Here is a 15,251-nt window from a genome sequence, read left to right on the forward strand (position 1 = left end):
ATGGCCGCGGGCAAGCTCATCATGCTGGCCGCCGGCGGAACCGGCGGCCATCTCTTCCCGGCCGAGGCGTTGAGCCACGCGCTGCATGCCAAGGGTATGCGCGTCGTCCTGATGACCGATACGCGCGCGGCCGAGTACGCGGGGAGCTTCCCGGCCGAAGCCGTGCATGCAGTGCCGGCGGCGACGCCGTCCGGCCGCTCGCCACTCAAGATGGCCGCAGCACTGATGAAGCTCGCCAAGGGCACTTTCGCGGCACGGCGGATCATCGGCAAGCTCAAGCCGGACGTCGTCGTCGGCTTCGGCGGCTATCCGACTGTGCCGCCGGTGCTCGGCGCCTCGTTTGCCGGTGTGAAGACGGTGATTCACGAGCAGAACGCCGTGATGGGCCGGGCCAATCGCTTTCTCGCCGGGCGGGCGACCGCCATCGCGACGGGCTTCGCCGAGGTCGGCGGCATCGCAGAGCCGCTCAAGGCGAAATGCCGCCATGTCGGCAATCCGGTGCGCCCGGCCGTGCTGGAGGTTGCGGATCACGACTATGACTGGCCGGGCGAGGGCAAGATCCAGCTTCTCGTCTTCGGCGGCAGCCAGGGCGCGCGGGTGATGGCCGACATCGTGCCACCGGCGATCCAGCTCCTGAGCGAGGCCGAGCGGGCTCGTCTCACCATCGTTCAACAGGCGCGGACCGAGGACGACGAGCGCGTGCGCGGAATCTACGAGAAGCTCGGCATCCGCGCGACCGTCTCGCCCTTCTTCAAGGACCTGCCGGCGCAGATGGCGGCGGCTCATCTTATCATCGCGCGCTCGGGTGCCTCGACCGTCGCGGAGCTGACCGTGATCGGCCGTCCCGCCATTCTCGTGCCGCTGCCGGGTTCGCTCGACCAGGATCAGGCGGCGAACGCGGCCTTCCTCGAAGGGGTGGGCGGAGCGATCCGCATTCTCCAGCCGGAATTTACCCCGCGCCATCTTGCCGCCGAATTGTCGAAGCTGATCGCACAGCCCGCGCACTTGACGACGATGGCCGCAAACGCGAAGAGCGGCGGTATCCCCGACGCTGCCGACCGCCTTGCCGATCTCGTGATCGCGACGGCCAACTTTCAGAACTGACAGGACACGCAGGACCATGAAGCTGCCGCCGAAGCTCGGCCCCATCCATTTCATCGGCATCGGCGGCATCGGCATGTCCGGCATCGCCGAGGTGCTGCATAATCTCGGCTACAAGGTGCAGGGCTCCGACGCCTCCGACGGCGCCAACGTCAAGCGCCTGGCGGAAAAGGGCATCACCACCTTCGTCGGCCACAAGGCCGAGAACCTCGGCGAGGCCGAGGTCGTCGTGGTCTCGACCGCGATCAAGCGCGACAATCCCGAGCTCGCCGCCGCGCGTGAGATGCGCCTGCCGGTGGTGCGCCGGGCCGAGATGCTGGCCGAGCTGATGCGACTGAAGAGCTGCGTCGCCATCGCAGGCACCCATGGCAAGACGACCACGACCTCGCTGGTCGCGACGCTGCTGGAAAAGGGCGGGCTCGACCCGACCGTCATCAATGGCGGCATCATCAACGCTTACGGCACCAATGCCCGCATGGGCGAGAGCGACTGGATGGTGGTCGAGGCCGACGAATCCGACGGCACCTTCCTGAAGCTGCCGGCCGACGTGGCCATCGTCACCAATATCGACCCCGAGCATCTCGACCATTTCGGCACCTTCGACGCGATCAAGGGCGCCTTCCGCTCCTTCGTCGAAAACCTGCCCTTCTACGGCTTCGCGGTGATGTGCATCGATCATCCGACCGTGCAGGGCCTCGTCGGCCAGATCACCGATCGGCGCGTCATCACCTATGGCGAGAACCCGCAGGCCGATTTCCGCTTGCTCGACATCGACCTTTCCGGCGGGCAGGCGCGCTTCACCCTCCTGATCCGCGACCGCAAGAACGGCCGCGACGAGGTCATCCGCGATCTCGTCATGCCGATGCCGGGCCACCACAACGCACTGAACGCGACCGCTGCCATCGCCGTCGCATACGACCTCGGCATTCCGGTCGAACGCATCCGCGAGTCGCTGGCCGGCTTCGGCGGCGTGAAGCGCCGCTTCACCAAGACGGGCGAGTGGAACGGTGCGCTGATCTTCGACGATTACGGCCATCACCCGGTCGAGATCGCCGCCGTGCTCAAGGCGGCGCGGGCCTCGACGAAGGGCAAGGTCATCGCGGTCGTGCAGCCGCATCGCTATACGCGCCTGTCGAGCCTGTTCGACGACTTCGCCGCCTGCTTCAACGACGCCGACACGGTGATCGTGGCCGATACCTATGCCGCCGGCGAGGCGCCGATCGCCGGGGCCGACCGTGATTCGCTGGTTGCCGGCATCAGGGCGCGCGGCCATCGGCATGCTCTGCCGCTGGAGGCTCCCGACAAGCTCGCGGGCATGGTGGCCGAGCTGGCCGGGCCGGGCGACTATGTCGTCTGCCTCGGCGCCGGCAACATCACGCAATGGGCCTATGCGCTGCCGGGAGAACTGGCCGCGCTGGAGAAGTGAGGTCGGGCCTGCCGCAATTGCGCCGTCATGCTCGGGCTTGAGCCGGAGCATGACGGCCTGTTCCGTTCCCGGTCTCGATGCTCTAAAGCGACGCCATGCCCTTCCAGGATCTGACCTCTGACATCCGTGCCGCCGCGCCTGACCTGCGCGGGCGGCTCCTCGCCAACCAGGACCTCTCGGGCCTGACATGGTTTCGCGTGGGTGGGTCGGCGCAACTGCTGTTCACGCCGGCGGACGAGGAAGATCTCGCCTATCTGCTCTCGAAGCTGCCGGAGGACGTCCCGGTCACGGTGGTCGGGCTCGGCTCGAACCTCATCGTGCGTGACGGCGGCATTCCCGGCCTCGTCATCCGGCTCGGCGGCAAGGGCTTTGCCGAGATCAGCCGCGAGCCGGGGAACCGGCTGCGGGCCGGAACGGCGGTGCCGGACGTCAAGGTGGCCCGCGCTGCGGCCGATGCCTCGCTCGACGGGCTCGCCTTCTATCGCGGCATTCCCGGTTCGATCGGCGGGGCGCTGCGCATGAATGCGGGTGCCCATGGCGGCGAGACGACCGATGTGCTGGTCGAGGCGCGCGGCGTCACCCGCAAGGGCGAGCTGGTCACGCTCAGCCACGCCCAGATGGGCTTCACCTATCGCAATAGCGCCGAATCGACCCGAGAGATCATCTTCACGTCGGCCCTGTTTCAGGGACGACCGGGCGAGCAGGCTGTCATCCAGGCCGAGATGGACCGGGTGACCCAGGCGCGCGAGGCGGCCCAGCCGATCAAGGAGCGCACCGGCGGCTCGACCTTCAAGAACCCCCAGGGCGGCAAGGCCTGGCAACTGATCGATGCGGCCGGCTGCCGTGGCCTGCGTGTCGGCGGGGCGCAGGTCTCGGAGATGCACTGCAACTTCCTGATCAACACCGGCGGCGCGACGGCCGCCGATGTCGAAGGGCTCGGCGAGGAGGTTCGCCGCCGGGTCAGGGAGAATTCCGGTTTCGAGCTGCAGTGGGAGATCAAGCGGCTCGGGGTCGCGGCGTAACGGCTGCGGCCGGGCGGCGCGAGAGCAGCATCCCGGCAACGGTCGAACCCAGGATGACCGCGATGCCGAGGAGCTGGATGCCGCCGAGCCATTGGCCGAGCAGGACGGCGCCGAGAATCGTGGCGACCGTCGGGCTGAGCAGGCCGAGGAAGGCGACGCTCGAGCCCAGCGCGGTGATGCCCCTGACCCAGAACCAATAGGCCAGCGCTGTGCCGATCAGGACGAGGTAGGCGAGACCGAGCCCGTTCAGAGGCGTCGGCACCGGCGGCAGGCCTTCGACCAGCAGCGCGACCGGCAGCAGGATCAGCCCGCCCAGCGTGAGCTGCCAGGCGGCCAGCGCCAGCGGCGATCCCATCCTGCCCCAGCGCTCGATCAGTACGGTTCCGGTCGCCATCGAGGCGGCGCTGGCAAGGCCGGCGACGAGGCCGATGACGTCCGGCCTCGCATGCGGATCGAGCACCAGTAGCGCCACTCCGATCAGGCCCGCGAGCGCGGCGAGGATCTGGCCGCGGCCCGGGCGCCGGGCGAGCAGGGGCCAGGCCAGCAGGCCGACGATCAAGGGCTGGATCGAGCTGACCGTAGCGGCGAGCCCGCCGGGCAGGCGCGCGGCACTGACGAAGAGCAGCGCGAAGAACAGCCCGATATTGGCGAGACCAAGCGCCGCGAGCGGCAGGAGTTTGTCGCGTGGCGGCAAGCCGGGGCCGAGCGCCATCAGCAGGAGCCCGGCCGGCAGCGCCCTCAGCGCGCCGACCAGCAGCGGATGATCGACCGGGAGCGTCTGGGTGAAGACGATATAGGTCGAGCCCCAGAGGCAGGGCACGAGGATTGTGGTCAGCAGCGTTCTGTTCAGGCTGAGCGGCATGGCGGAACTCCGAGGCGCGCAGAGCTTGGCTTCCGGGCGGGCCGGCGCTATCTCTATTCGACGTCATATATTTCGATATCAAAATATATGACGTGAAAATATTTGCAAGGAGCGAAGATGGCTCGAGGTCGGCCCGAGGCTCAGGGCGGAGTGATGGATTCGATCCTGGCACAATGGCGGCGGGAACGGCCGGACATCGATCCGAGCGTCATGGCCGTCTGCGGCGACCTGTGGCGAGCCGCCGATCGGGTGCGCGACGGGGTTGCCGCCAATCTGACGGCGGATGACCTCGACCTTGCCGGCTTCGACGTGCTGTTGACCCTGCGACGGCAGGGCAGGGGCAGCGCGCTGTCGCCGTCCGAACTGGCTCAGGACATGATGATCTCGACCTCGGCGATGACGAACCGGCTCGACCGCCTCCAGAAGCGCGGGTTGATCGAGCGGCTTGCGGACCCGCAGGACCGCCGGGCGCTGCGCGTGGTCCTGACGGAAGCGGGCTTCGCGTTGGCGGAGCGAATCGTCGTCTCGCATGTCGCGACCGAGGAGCGGCTGGTGAGCGCGCTGTCGCCGGACGAGCGCGCCGAACTGCGACGGCTGCTCGCCAAAATCGGCTGATTTCGGGCAGGTTAACGCCCATGAGTGGATGGTTAACGAGCTGTTAACCATCTCCGGTGAGGTTCGACGAACACGTCGAACGAGGGCCGGCATGAGCAAACACGTCGCAGTGCTGATGGGGGCATGGTCCGTCGAACGGGAGGTCAGCCTCAACAGCGGTGCGGCTTGCGCGCGCGCCCTGGAAGGTCAGGGCTTCCGCGTCACCCGCGTCGACGTGCAGCGCGATATCGCCGAGGTGTTGGCGAAGCTCAAGCCCGATGTCGCCTTCAACGCCCTGCATGGCCGCTTCGGCGAGGACGGCACGATCCAGGGCGTGCTCGAGATCCTGCGCATTCCCTATACCCATTCGGGCGTGCTGGCCTCCGCGCTGGCGATCCGCAAGGACCGGGCGAAGACGGTGGTGAAGGCGGCCGGTGTGCCGGTTGCGCACGGCGTCAACGTCTCGCGCTTCGCCGCTGCGAAGAACCATGTGCTGCCGCCGCCCTATGTGCTGAAGCCGATCGACGAAGGCTCCTCCGTCGGCGTCGTGATCGTGAAGAAGGGGCGGGAACACCCACCGCAGGAGATCGCCCGGCCGGATTGGCCTTGCGGCGAAATGCTGCTCGCCGAGACCTTCATTGCGGGGCGTGAACTGACCTGCGCGGTGATGGGCGACCGGGCGCTGGGTGTGACCGAAATACAAGCCGCAACCGGCGAATTTTACGACTATGACGCGAAGTACGCGAAAGGCGGCTCGATCCACATCTGTCCGGCTCAAATTTTACCGAAAATTTACCAGCAGATCGAAGAGTGTGCGTTAACGGCGCATCAAGCAATCGGATGCCGGGGCGTCAGCCGATCTGACTTTCGCTACGACGACGAGACCGACACGCTCGTCTGGTTGGAAGTCAATACGCAGCCCGGGATGACCGAGACCAGCCTGGTGCCCGAACTGGCTGCCCATGCGGGCCTGAATTTCGGTGAGCTCGTCAAATGGATGGTGCAGGACGCCTCCCTCGATCGGTGAAAGCGATGAAGGTGAAACCCTCTTCGCGCCTGCCGGTCGTGGCGACCGGCCCGCAGCTGCTGATCGGCAGTGAGCGGCAAGGGCGCTGGCTGCGGCGCCCCCGCCGTTCGGCTCAGCCGCTGTCGGAGCGGGTGCCGCGCGGCGTCGGTTCCTGGCTTGCTGTCGGCTTCCTCGCGCTCAGCCTCGGCTCCGGCTTCGTCATCGGCGGGCAGTATCAGGCCATGCAGGACGCCTATGGCGCGCCGCGGCACATGATCGCGCGCATGCTCGGTTTCGGCATCGACCGTGTCACCATCTCCGGCCTGTCGGGCCTCTCGGAGCAGGAGGTGCTGGTCGCCGCCGGCATCGATGCGAAGACCTCACTGGTGTTCTTCGACGCCGACGAGGCGCGCAAGCAGCTCGAGGCCAATCCGCTGATTCGAGAGGCTCAGGTCCGCAAGCTCTATCCGGGCGAGATTTCGATCTCGCTCACCGAGCGCGAGCCCTATGCACTCTGGCAGGTCAAGGGCGAGCTCTTCGTGATCGCTGCGGATGGCACGGTGATCGACAAGATGGATGACGGCCGCTTCGCCTATCTGCCGCTGGTCGTCGGGAAGAACGCCAACAACCGCGCCAGCGAGTATCTGGCGCTGCGCAAGGAGGCCGGTCCGCTGGCCCAGCATATCCGCGCCGGCATGCTGGTCTCCGACCGGCGCTGGGACATCAAGCTCGACAACGGCATGGATGTGCGCCTGCCGGAAATCAAGCCGGAAGTCGCGATGCAGCGGCTGATCTCGCTCGAGACCAACGACCGCATCCTCGACAAGGACATCCTGGCGCTCGATCTGCGTCAGCCCGACCGGGTTATCGCCCGCCTCTCCGAAGAAGCCGCAGCCGCCCGCGCCGACATGCTGAAGAACCGCAACAAGGCCAAGAAGAAGGGAGGCGAGGCATGAACCACTTCACCTCCCAGGGTTTGACACCGCGCATGCGCCCGCTCTCGGCACGCAAGAGCGCGATCCTCTCGATCCTCGACATCGGCACCAGCAAGGTCGTCTGCCTGATCGCGGAGTTGAATCCGGCCGAAGCCAATGAGCGGCTGCGCGGACGCACCCATGTCGCGCGGATCATCGGCATCGGCCATCAGCGCTCGCTCGGCCTCAAGGGCGGGGCGATCATCGATCTCGAAAGCGCCGAGCGCGCCATCCGGGCCTCCGTCGACGCCGCCGAGCGCATGGCGAAGGTCGAGGTGCAGTCGGTCATCGTCAACCTGACCGGCGGGCGCATCGGCTCGCAGCATTATGCGGCCGGCGTCGACCTGCGCTCGGGCTCGGTCGGCGATGCCGACATCAAGCGTGTGCTCGCCACTGCCGCCACCCATGCGATCCGCCCCGGCAAGGCCGTGCTCCATGCTCTGCCGACCGGCTATGCGCTGGACGGCGTACCGGGCGTGCTCGACCCGCGCGGGCTGATCGGCGGCAAGCTCTCGGTCGACATGCATGTCGTCGCCAGCGAGGCGGCGGCGGCGCGCAACGTCATGCTCGCGGTCGAACGCTGCCATCTCGAGGTCGAGGCGGTGGTCGCGACGCCTTACGCTTCCGGTCTCTCCGTGCTGGTCGACGACGAGGCGGAGATGGGCGTGGTCGTCGTCGACCTCGGCGGCGGCACCACGAGCCTCGGCGTCTTCGCCGGTGGCCATATGATGCATGCCGACGCCATCGCGGTCGGCGGCAACCACATCACCATGGATGTGGCGCGTGGGCTTTCCACCCGGGTCTCGGCGGCCGAGCGGCTGAAGACGCTGCACGGCTCCTGCATCGCCAGCGCCTCGGACGAGCGCGACATGATCGCGGTGCCGCAGGTCGACGACGACGAGCGCGACATGCCGAACCATCTCGCCAAGTCGCATCTCATCCGCATCATCAAGCCGCGCGTCGAGGAGATCCTCGAGCTCGTGCGCGACCGGCTGACCAATGCCGGCTTCTCGGCGCAGGCCGGGCGGCGCGTCGTCCTGACCGGCGGGGCCTGCCAGCTCACCGGCTTGCCGGAAGTGGCGCGGCGCATCCTCGGCGGCCAGGTCCGCACCGGCCGCCCGCTCGGCATCAAGGGATTGCCCGAGGCGGGCAAGGGCCCGGCCTTCTCTGCGGCGGTCGGCCTGCTGGTCTACCCGCAGGTCGCCCATGTCGAGCATTTCGAACCACGCGCCGCCGGCGGGCGCTATTTCGCGACCGGGACGGACGGCTACTTCTCGCGCGTCGGGCGGTGGCTGAAGGACAGTTTCTAGAACGTGGCGGAAGCCAGGTTCGAGATTTGAGTGAGTACCGCCCGCTCCGGTGGGCACGGCGTCAAACGTAGCAATCGACGGCTCCCGCCAGGCGCCGATCAAAGGGATCAGAAGAGGCAATCATGGCGATGAATCTGCAAGCCCCGGACATCCGGGAACTCAAGCCCCGCATCACGGTGTTCGGTGTCGGCGGCGCGGGCGGCAATGCGGTCAACAACATGATCGAGGCCGGCCTCGACGGCGTCGACTTCGTCTGCGCCAACACCGACGCCCAGGCGCTGGCACTGTCGCGCTCCTCGCGCATCATCCAGATGGGCCTCCAGGTCACCGAGGGTCTCGGCGCCGGCTCGCAGCCGGAAGTCGGCCGGGCAGCGGCCGAGGAAGTCATCGACGAGATTCGCGATCACCTGGCGGGCGCACACATGGTCTTCATCACCGCCGGCATGGGCGGTGGCACCGGCACGGGCGCTGCCCCGGCCATCGCCCGCGTCGCCCGCGACATGGGGATCCTGACCGTCGGCGTCGTCACCAAGCCGTTCCAGTTCGAGGGCCAGCGCCGCATGCGTATGGCGGAGGCCGGCATCGCCGAGCTGAACGAGGCGGTCGACACGCTGATCGTCATCCCGAACCAGAACCTGTTCCGCGTCGCCAACGAGACCACCGGCTTCGCCGACGCCTTCGGCATGGCCGACCAGGTGCTCTATTCGGGCGTTGCCTGCATCACCGACCTGATGGTTCGCCCCGGCCTGATCAACCTCGACTTCGCCGATGTCCGCGCCGTCATGCGCGGCATGGGCAAGGCGATGATGGGCACCGGTGAGGCGCAGGGCGAGAAGCGCGCGCTGACCGCGGCCCAGGCCGCGATCAACAACCCGCTGCTCGACGACATCTCGATGAAGGGCGCACGCGGCCTGCTGATCTCGATCACCGGCGGGCGCGACATGAAGCTCTACGAGGTCGACGAGGCCGCCACCCGCATCCGCGAGGAGGTCGATTCGGAGGCCAACATCATCGTCGGCGCGACCTTCGACGAATCGCTTGAAGGCACCGTGCGCGTTTCCGTCGTCGCCACCGGCATCGACAAGCCGATCTCCCAGGTCGGCGAGGTCGACGAGACCGAGGCCCGCATCGCCCAGGTCGCCGAGCGCCTGAAGCAGGAGGCCCGCCTGCGCTCGACCGGCGCGCCGCAGGCGGCCCGCCCGGCTCCGCAGCCGGCTCCGGGTCCTGTCGTCGAGACCGCCCGCGTCGCTCCGCTTGCCGAACCGGCCCCGGTCGCGCAGGTCGCGCAGGGCATCCACATCGAGCCGGTGCAGCCGCGCCCGGTGATGGTCGCCGCGCCGGCTCCCGAGCCGATGGCTCCGGCCGAGCCCAGCCTGCATCTCGACGACAGCTTCATCCCGCCGATGCCGGAGCGCGCCGTGCGCCCGACCCGCATGCCGCGGATCGAGGATCTGCCGGCTCCGGGCCAGGCGCAGCTCCATGCCCAGCGCGGTGCCCAGCCCGTGCCGCAGGCGCCGAGCGCCGTCGAGCAGAAGCGCATGTCGCTGATGCAGCGCCTTGCCTCGGTCGGCTTCGGCCGCAAGGATGAGGAAACCGAAGCCCCGGCTCCCGCGCCGATGCCGGTGCGCCAGGCCCCGGCCATGCCGCAGGCGGCCGCGCCGAGCGCCGCCCATGCCGAATACATGCGTCGCCCGGCTCCGCAGCCGGCTGCGCGTCCGGCTCAGGGCCAGCTCGACCCGCACGGCCGCGCCGCTCCGGCTCGCAACAGCGAGGACGACCATCTGGAGATCCCGGCTTTCCTGCGCCGCCAGGCGAACTGAGACCGGGCTCTTCACGGCATTGCACAGCTCCCGCCGCGCCCCTCGCGCGGCGGGATTTCGCTTGTTAAAAAATCGTTATCTTTCAGCCTGTTATTGTTCCGCTCGCAATCTTTCCGACTGTAACACAGCGAAAGAAAGCGTGATTTTGAGCGGCTGCCGCGAAGGCTTATGTTGCGGCCGCATCAAGAGGATAGCCTACCGGATTCGGCTTGATGCCGGATTTGGAGATGTCGCCGCCGGCGGTCGCTGCACAGCAGCGGAGATGGGTCGCGGCGACCGGGATTGGATAACGGAATGAACTTCGATCGGCAGACGACCCTGCGGGCTGCAGTTACCCTCACCGGGATCGGCGTGCATTCCGGCGCGCCCGCCAGCATCTGCCTGAAGCCGTCCAGCGCGAATTCCGGCGTCGTCTTTCTGCGCACGGGCATCGATGGCATGCCGCCCCAGCTCATCCACGCCAAGCACACCAAGGTCAGCGCCACCGAGCTCTGCACCGTGATCGGCGACCGCGGCCCGGCTTCGGTCTCGACGGTCGAGCACCTGATGTCGGCCTGCTCGGGCCTCGGCCTCGACAATGTGCTGGTCGAGATCGACGGCCCCGAGATGCCGATCATGGACGGCAGCGCCGTCGAGTTCGTTCGCGCGATCGAGGCGACCGGCATGGTCACGCTCGCCGCGCCGCGCCGCTATCTCAAGGTTCTGCAGCCGGTCCGCATCGAGCAGGGCCGCGCCTTCGCCGAGTTGATGCCGGCCGAGCAGGGCTTCCGCCTCGATGTCGAGATCGATTTCGACACCGCCGTGATCGGTCGCCAGCGCAAGATCTTCGATCTCGATGCCCAGGCCTATGCCAGCGAGATCTCGAAGGCACGTACCTTCGGCTTCATGCGCGACGTCGAGCAGCTCTGGAAGGCGGGCTTCGCACAGGGCGCCTCGCTCGACAACACGGTCGCGATCGGCGACGACAAGGTCATCAACCCCGAGGGCCTGCGCTACGGCGACGAGTTCGTGCGCCACAAGGTGCTCGATGCCATCGGCGATCTGGCGCTGGCGGGTTATCCGATCATCGGCGAGTTCCGCTCCTATTGCGGCGGGCATCGCATGAATGTCCGCATCCTCGAGGCGCTCTTCGCCGACCGCACGAATTTCGCGATCGTCGAATCCCAGCCGGTGTTCGCGCCGGCCCGCGCCATGCCGATGGCGGCGGTGGCTCCGGCGGCCTACGCGCCCGATCTCCACTGAAATCGCGCGGGTCAGCCGCGTTTCGCCTTTCCTTCGCCCGGTTTTTGTCCGAGATGCCGCAGTGCTGCGGAATCGAGTCGTGACCGGCTTTCGACAGTGGCGCCTGGGAAGCGTCTGAGGTAAGGCATGCTTCCCACAGGCAGGAACGAGCGAAAGAGGACGGACGACGTGAGCGTGACGCGGCAAAGCCTTCCGGCAATCCATCGCGGCCTATCTCCGCGCAGGGGCCTCGCCCTGGCGCTCGGTGCCGCCGTGCTGCTTGGCGGCTGTGATACGCTGTCCTCGCTCAATCCCTTCGACAAGCCCGAGGTCTACAAGCCGGACCTGACGCCGGTGACGCCGGCGGACAAGCTCTACAACGAGGGTCTCGCGCGCCTGCAGAACGGCGACAGCGAGGGCGCGGCCAAGCGCTTCGAGGACATCGACAAGACGGCCCCGTTCTCGCCCTATGCCCGCAAGGGCCTGCTGATGACCGCCTACACCAATTTCCAGGCGTCGAAATGGGAGGAGGCGATCACCGCCTCCAAGCGCTTCATCGCCCAGAACCCGGCGAGCCCCGACGCGGCCTATGCGCAGTACATCCTGGCGATGTCCTACTACAACCAGATCCCGGACACGACCCGCGACCAGGAGCGGACGCGCCAGGCGATCCAGGCGTTCGAGGAACTGATCGCCCGTTATCCGAAGTCGGAGTATGTCGTCGATGCCAGGGAGAAGCTCCTGGTGGCGAAGGACCAGCTCGCCGGCAAGGAAATGAATGTCGGCCGCTACTATCTCGAGAAGCGCAACTACACCGCCGCGGTGAACCGCTTCCGCGAAGTGATCATCAAGTACCAGACCACCCGCCACGTCGAGGAAGCGCTGGAGCGCCTGACCGAGGCCTATATGGCGATGGGCATCACCAACGAGGCGCAGACCGCTGCCGCCGTGCTCGGGCACAACTTCCCGGACAGCCCCTGGTACAAGGACGCCTACACGCTGCTGCAGAGTCGCGGCCTGGAACCGCGTGAAGACCGTGGCTCCTATATCAGCCGCGCCTTCAACGGCTTCCAGCGCACGGTCGGCGGCATCCTCGGGTTCGGCAGCCGCTGACGAGGCTTGTATGACGGGCCTCGGGCAACCCTGTCGGCTCCGCAAATCGAGCTGAACGCCGATGCTGGCGCAGCTCTCGATCCGTGACATCGTTCTGATCGACCGGCTCGATCTCGGCTTCCATGAGGGCCTGAGCGTTCTCACGGGCGAGACGGGCGCGGGCAAGTCGATCCTGCTCGACGGTTTCGCGCTGGCGCTGGGCGGGCGCGGCGACGGCTCGCTCGTGCGCCATGGCGAGGCGCAGGGGCAGGTCAGCGCCGTCTTCGACCTTCCGCTCGACCATGCCGCGCGCAAGCTCGCCGAGGCGCAGGAGATCGACACCGACGGCGATCTCATCCTGCGCCGTGTGCAATATGCCGATGGGCGTACCCGCGCCTTCGTCAACGACCAGCCGGTTTCCGTCCAGATCCTGCGCATGATCGGTGCCGCGATCGTCGAGATCCATGGCCAGCACGACGACCGCGCGCTGACGGACCCGGCGCAGCATCGCGCCTTGCTCGACGGTTTCGGCGGGCTGGAAGGGCCGGCGCAGGCCGTCGCCGAAGCGAGCGAGACGCTGAAGCGGGCGCGACAGGCCTTGCAGGCGCAGCGCCTGCGGGTCGAGGCGGCGCGCAAGGAGGCCGATTTCCTACGCCATGCCGTCGAGGAACTCGGCAAGCTCGCGCCGAAACCCGGCGAGGAGGATGAGCTCGCTGCCACGCGCCAGGCGATGATGCAGGCCGAGAAGGTCGCGCGCGACCTGAACGAGGCTTACGAGGCCGTCGGCGGGCAGGGCTCTCCGATGTCGGCGCTGGCGGCGGTCCTGCGCCGGCTCGAGCGGCGGGCCGGACAGGCGCCGGAGCTGGTCGATCCTTCGCTCGCCGCACTCAACACCGCCATCGTCGCCCTGGAGGAGGCCGGTGAGGCGCTGGCAGCGGCGACGCGCGCGGCCGAGTACGACCCGCGCGAGCAGGAACGCATCGAGGAGCGGCTGTTTGCGCTCAGGGCCGCGGGGCGCAAATACGATGTGCCGGTCGATGGCCTGCCCGTTCTCGCAGCAACCATGGCGGGCGATCTCGCCGCGCTCGACGAGAGCGAATCGTCGCTCGGCCGGCTGGAAGCGGAGCTGAAGGCGGCTGAAGAGGATTTCCTGGCGCAGGCAAAGGCCCTGTCGGAGGCTCGCAAGGCGGCGGCGGCGCGGCTCGACAGTGCGGTGAAGGCGGAGTTGCCGCCGCTCAAGCTGGAGCGCGCGCGCTTCATCACCCGCATCGAGAGCGACGAGAACGCGCGTGGGCTGGAAGGCTTCGACCGGGTCGAGTTCTGGGTCGAGACCAATCCGGGCACGCGGCCCGGGCCGATGATGAAGGTCGCTTCGGGCGGCGAGTTGTCGCGCTTCATGCTGGCGCTCAAGGTGGTGCTGGCCGAGCGCGGCTCTGCGCCGACGCTGGTCTTCGACGAGATCGATACCGGTGTCGGCGGTGCGGTTGCGGACGCGATTGGCGAGCGGCTGGCGCGGCTCGCGGACCGGGTGCAGGTGATTTCAGTGACCCATGCGCCGCAGGTGGCGGCCAAGGCCGGGCAGCATTTCCTGATCGCGAAATCGGCCGACGAGGGTGAGGCCTCGCGCACCGTCACGCGCGTCACCACGCTCGCGGATCAGGCGCGGCGCGAGGAGATCGCCCGAATGCTGGCCGGCGCCTCGATCACGGAAGAGGCACGGGCGGCTGCCGGGCGCCTGCTGGAGGCGGCCGGGCTGCGGGGTTGAGATGTCGCGACGGTGGCGTCAGGCCGCCGGCACGAGCTTGTAGCCGTCACCCTGCCGATGCACCTGCTGGAAGCCGGTGATGTGCCCGCCCGAAACCGTCCAGCCCGCTGCGGCGGCGCGTTCCAGAACGTCGCTGCGCGAACGGACGGCCTGGGCGGCATCGAGATCGTAGATCATGCCAATGGCAGGATCGGCCGCCTGCAAGGCGCCGAGATGCAGGGCGTCGCCCCAGAGCAGCAGCGAGCGGTCGCTGTCGCCGATGAGGTAGCCGCTGTGCCCGAAGCTGTGGCCGGGCAGGGGGATCAGCTCGATACCGGGAAGAACCTCGCCCGGAGCAGCCGCCTCGATGCGCCCGACATAGAGACGCTTCAGGCTGGCGGCGATGTCGAAGGCGCCGCGCTTGCCGTCTGGCGTCGCTGCCCGTTTCGTTTCATCGCCGTAGTAACCGAGATCGGCCTGCGGGACGATGATCTGGGCGTTCGGAAAGAAGGGTCGCTCGCCGTCGAACAGGCCAAGCGCATGGTCGCCGTGGAGATGGGTGATCAGGACATGCTGGACATCCTCCGGCCGGATGCCGGCCTTTGCCATGGCTGCGGGGGCATGGCCGAGCGCTGCACCCCAGGACGGGCCAGTCCCCGCATCGATGAGGGTGACACCGCCTGCGCCGCGCAGCGCAAAGCAATTCACCTCGATGCTGATCTTCGGCTGGCCAAAGCGAGCGATCGCCTCGGTACGGGCCGTTTCGCCGGCCTGGTGGACGAGGACATCCGAGGGCGCCTCGAAGATGCCGTCGAGCAAGGTCGTGACGTCGTATCCGCCGAAGCGGTGAGGCTGTGCTGTCATCGAACGTCTCCTGTTCGGTCCTGCCTAGCGGGGTGCGCGGAGAACCGGCAACGTCGCGTCGCAAGGGGCCGCTTTGCATCCGGCGCGCGGTTGCGCCATTTCCTTTTGGCGCGGCTTGCTCTATGAGCCGCTTTCAATCGACGGCCTGCAGGTGCTGCCCGCGCCGCTCACCCGTCACCCAGTTTCGCGACGTTTCGCGTTCCGAGCCGCAGAAC

At 67.9% G+C, this 15,251-nt stretch carries 13 protein-coding genes; 11 read left to right on the top strand and 2 right to left on the bottom strand.

Annotation, left to right across the window (positions count from 1 at the left end):
- From murG to murB, 3 genes are all read left to right on the top strand, one after another.
- Nucleotides 1-1,104, top strand: coding sequence for an undecaprenyldiphospho-muramoylpentapeptide beta-N-acetylglucosaminyltransferase (gene murG / locus CE453_RS10835; protein WP_089174595.1), 1,104 nt, complete (start codon nucleotides 1-3; stop codon nucleotides 1,102-1,104).
- A 16-nt stretch (nucleotides 1,105-1,120) separates the two neighbouring features.
- On the top strand, nucleotides 1,121-2,527 hold the full coding sequence (gene murC / locus CE453_RS10840) for a UDP-N-acetylmuramate--L-alanine ligase (protein ID WP_089174596.1): 1,407 nt from the start codon (nucleotides 1,121-1,123) through the stop codon (nucleotides 2,525-2,527).
- A gap of 95 nt (nucleotides 2,528-2,622) precedes the next feature.
- Nucleotides 2,623-3,549 (top strand): UDP-N-acetylmuramate dehydrogenase, encoded by a 927-nt coding sequence (gene murB / locus CE453_RS10845; protein ID WP_089174597.1) that lies wholly within the window; start codon nucleotides 2,623-2,625, stop codon nucleotides 3,547-3,549.
- On the opposite strand, the gene CE453_RS10850 is transcribed toward murB, so the two are convergent.
- The gene (locus CE453_RS10850) at nucleotides 3,524-4,411 is read right to left on the bottom strand and encodes an EamA family transporter (RefSeq protein ID WP_089174598.1); all 888 of its coding nucleotides are present in this window, start codon (nucleotides 4,409-4,411) and stop codon (nucleotides 3,524-3,526) included. The two genes, murB and CE453_RS10850, sit on opposite strands and share 26 nt — an antisense overlap.
- Before the next feature lie 117 nt (nucleotides 4,412-4,528).
- Between CE453_RS10850 and CE453_RS10855 the strand changes: the two genes are divergently transcribed.
- The 8 genes from CE453_RS10855 (at nucleotide 4,529) to recN (ending at nucleotide 14,193) form a co-directional block, all read left to right on the top strand.
- Nucleotides 4,529-5,026: a MarR family winged helix-turn-helix transcriptional regulator gene (locus tag CE453_RS10855; RefSeq protein ID WP_198302316.1), complete on the top strand. Its 498-nt coding sequence runs from the start codon at nucleotides 4,529-4,531 to the stop codon at nucleotides 5,024-5,026.
- Nucleotides 5,027-5,117: 91 nt separating this feature from the next.
- Nucleotides 5,118-6,032 (top strand): D-alanine--D-alanine ligase, encoded by a 915-nt coding sequence (locus tag CE453_RS10860; RefSeq protein ID WP_089174600.1) that lies wholly within the window; start codon nucleotides 5,118-5,120, stop codon nucleotides 6,030-6,032.
- Between the two features lie 5 nt (nucleotides 6,033-6,037).
- Complete coding sequence (locus tag CE453_RS10865) at nucleotides 6,038-6,967, top strand: cell division protein FtsQ/DivIB (protein ID WP_248308030.1); 930 nt, start codon at nucleotides 6,038-6,040, stop codon at nucleotides 6,965-6,967.
- Complete coding sequence (gene ftsA / locus CE453_RS10870) at nucleotides 6,964-8,295, top strand: cell division protein FtsA (RefSeq protein WP_089174602.1); 1,332 nt, start codon at nucleotides 6,964-6,966, stop codon at nucleotides 8,293-8,295. Before CE453_RS10865 ends, ftsA begins: the two co-directional genes overlap by 4 nt.
- A gap of 122 nt (nucleotides 8,296-8,417) precedes the next feature.
- A complete protein-coding gene (ftsZ, locus tag CE453_RS10875) occupies nucleotides 8,418-10,115 on the top strand; it encodes a cell division protein FtsZ (RefSeq protein ID WP_089174603.1) in 1,698 nt (565 codons plus the stop codon).
- Nucleotides 10,116-10,409: 294 nt separating this feature from the next.
- A complete protein-coding gene (gene lpxC / locus CE453_RS10880; protein WP_089174604.1) occupies nucleotides 10,410-11,357 on the top strand; it encodes a UDP-3-O-acyl-N-acetylglucosamine deacetylase in 948 nt (315 codons plus the stop codon).
- Nucleotides 11,358-11,525: 168 nt separating this feature from the next.
- Nucleotides 11,526-12,449: an outer membrane protein assembly factor BamD gene (locus CE453_RS10885; protein ID WP_472840986.1), complete on the top strand. Its 924-nt coding sequence runs from the start codon at nucleotides 11,526-11,528 to the stop codon at nucleotides 12,447-12,449.
- Nucleotides 12,450-12,510: 61 nt separating this feature from the next.
- Complete coding sequence (recN, locus tag CE453_RS10890; protein WP_089174606.1) at nucleotides 12,511-14,193, top strand: DNA repair protein RecN; 1,683 nt, start codon at nucleotides 12,511-12,513, stop codon at nucleotides 14,191-14,193.
- A gap of 18 nt (nucleotides 14,194-14,211) precedes the next feature.
- Here recN and aidB read toward each other — a convergent pair whose 3' ends face one another.
- Nucleotides 14,212-15,036 carry an AidB family quorum-quenching N-acyl homoserine lactonase gene (gene aidB, locus CE453_RS10895; RefSeq protein ID WP_089174607.1) on the bottom strand — a complete coding sequence of 275 codons (825 nt, stop codon included), beginning with the start codon at nucleotides 15,034-15,036 and terminating at the stop codon, nucleotides 14,212-14,214.
- Nucleotides 15,037-15,251: the final 215 nt, after the last annotated feature.

The sequence above is a fragment of the Bosea sp. AS-1 genome, assembly GCF_002220095.1.
Classification (GTDB): domain Bacteria; phylum Pseudomonadota; class Alphaproteobacteria; order Rhizobiales; family Beijerinckiaceae; genus Allobosea.